The 1827-nt window shown below is 68.9% G+C and carries 1 protein-coding gene and 3 pseudogenes; 2 read left to right on the top strand and 2 right to left on the bottom strand.

The features are described 5' to 3' along the window. A pseudogene (locus RHBS_RS27450) lies at positions 1–1186 on the top strand (DHA2 family efflux MFS transporter permease subunit); the annotation flags it as partial. Here the strand turns inward: RHBS_RS27450 and RHBS_RS27445 are convergent. After that, positions 1149–1526, bottom strand: a pseudogene (locus tag RHBS_RS27445) (ferritin-like domain-containing protein). The pseudogenes RHBS_RS27450 and RHBS_RS27445 sit on opposite strands and share 38 nt — an antisense overlap. Between RHBS_RS27445 and RHBS_RS31275 the strand changes: the two are divergent. Beyond that, a complete protein-coding gene (locus RHBS_RS31275) occupies positions 1449–1655 on the top strand; it encodes a hypothetical protein (RefSeq protein WP_237669845.1) in 207 nt (68 codons plus the stop codon). The pseudogene RHBS_RS27445 and the gene RHBS_RS31275 overlap by 78 nt on opposite strands. On the opposite strand, the pseudogene RHBS_RS29415 reads toward RHBS_RS31275, so the two are convergent. Further along, positions 1586–1827 (bottom strand): annotated as a pseudogene (locus tag RHBS_RS29415) (hypothetical protein); the annotation flags it as partial. The gene RHBS_RS31275 and the pseudogene RHBS_RS29415 sit on opposite strands and share 70 nt — an antisense overlap.

Genomic DNA, 1827 nt, shown 5'->3' with positions numbered 1-1827 from the left:
CCTCGGCGGAATCGCTGTCTTCACCGCCGCCTCGGTGGCCAGCGCGCTCGCTGCGAGTCCAGCGATGCTCATCGCGGCGCGCGCCGTGCAAGGAATCGGTGCCGCCGCGATCATGCCGTTGTCCCTGGCCCTGCTCGCCGCGGTGGTGCCGGTGAGCAAGCGGGCAATGGCAATCGGGATCTGGGGTGGGGTCTCCGGACTCGGCGTCGCGCTGGGGCCGGTGGTCGGCGGAGCGTGGTCGACGGGATCTCCTGGCAGGCGATCTTCTGGATCAACGTTCCGGTGGCCCTCGTCGCAGTCCCGCTGGCGTACGTCGCGCTGAAGGAAACCGCAGGGCGCATCCAACCGCTCGATCTGCTCGGCGCGGTCCTCGCGGGCGGCGGCGTCTTCCTCCTGGTGTGGGCGGTGGTCCACGGCAACGACGACGGGTGGGCGTCGACCACGGTGCTCGCCGGCTTCATCGGCTCGGCGGTACTGCTCGTCGCCTTCGTTCTGCGTGCATCGCGCACCCGGCACTCGGTACTGCCGCTGGCACTCTTCCGTTCGCGCAGCTTCACCATCGCCAACATCATCGGAATCACGTTCTCGCTCGGCATGTTCGGGGCGGTGTTCCTCCTCGCGCAGTACCTCCAGATCGTGATGAACTACACGCCGTTCCAGGCAGGCCTACGCACGCTGCCGTGGACTGCCGCACCGATGGTGGTCGCACCCATCGCAGGCCTGCTCGCCGAGCGCGTCGGACTGCGTGGGTTGTTGGTCGCCGGCCTGTCGTTGCAGTCGGTCTCGCTCGTGTGGATGGCGCTGATTCTGGGACCCGACACCGAATACCTGTCCATGGTCCCGGCGCTGCTGATGGCCGGAGTGGGCATGGGCCTGACGTTCGCCCCGTCCGCCACCGCAGTGCTGCGGGACATGAAGGACGAGGATCACGCCACCGCGAGCAGTGCGAACTCCACCGTGCGAGAAGTGGGTATCGCGCTCGGCATCGCGGTACTGACAGCAGTGTTCATCGGAGCCGGTGGATCACTGACGCCACCGGCTACACCGACGCCTGGCACCCGCCCTGCTCGTCGGCGCAGGGGCAGTGGCGATCGGACTCGTGGCGGCGCTGTTCATGCCGGGGCGTTCCGCCGGACCGGCGGAAGCGCTCACGGTTGGCCGGGAAATGCCGTCGACGACGGAGTGACGCCAGAATTTGCTGCCACGTCGCGAGGCGAACCGCAGCGTCGGTCAACGCCTGCACGCCCATGTCGCGGGTCGCTCCCGACCGGCTGCGTTCGATCGACGAACGCCACGCGATGCTCGTATCGATCTCGGCCTGCGCAGCCAACTGCGCAGCCGAGATCGCGTCGGTCACCGGGAACGGGGGACGCGTACGCCGGATCGGGCAGTGGCACAGTGACGCTCGCCGCCCGGAGTGCATCGATGGTGGCGTCGCGGCGCGCGCGGTGAGCGGCAGTGTTCGACGCCACCACCTCGGCGCGCGTGGGGTTGGAGAACGCCGCGACGACGCCGTAGGCGAACACCGCCGCGTACTCGGCGTGCAGGGCATCGACCAGGCCTTGCTGTTCCGGACCGAGATCGCTCATGCCAGAACCACCAGGGCCGAGACCGTGCACGAGGCGCTGATCGAACCGAGAAGGCCTGCCCGGTAACCACTTTCGTTGCGAGCTGCATCTGCTGCGCTGCGAGCAGAGGAAGTCAACATCTCCCGCACGGCGGCGAGATCGGGCGGCGGCGTCGTGGGAGCGGGTGTCGTGGTGGCCGTGGCCGACGACGTGTCGGTCGAGGCGCCAGTGGCTCGGGCGATCTCGGTCTCGAGCGCAT

The sequence above is a fragment of the Rhodococcus sp. BS-15 genome, from assembly GCF_000813105.1.
Lineage (GTDB): Bacteria > Actinomycetota > Actinomycetes > Mycobacteriales > Mycobacteriaceae > Rhodococcoides.
Note: the sequence above shows the minus strand (reverse complement) of the source record. Positions and strands in the feature narration are given on the sequence as shown.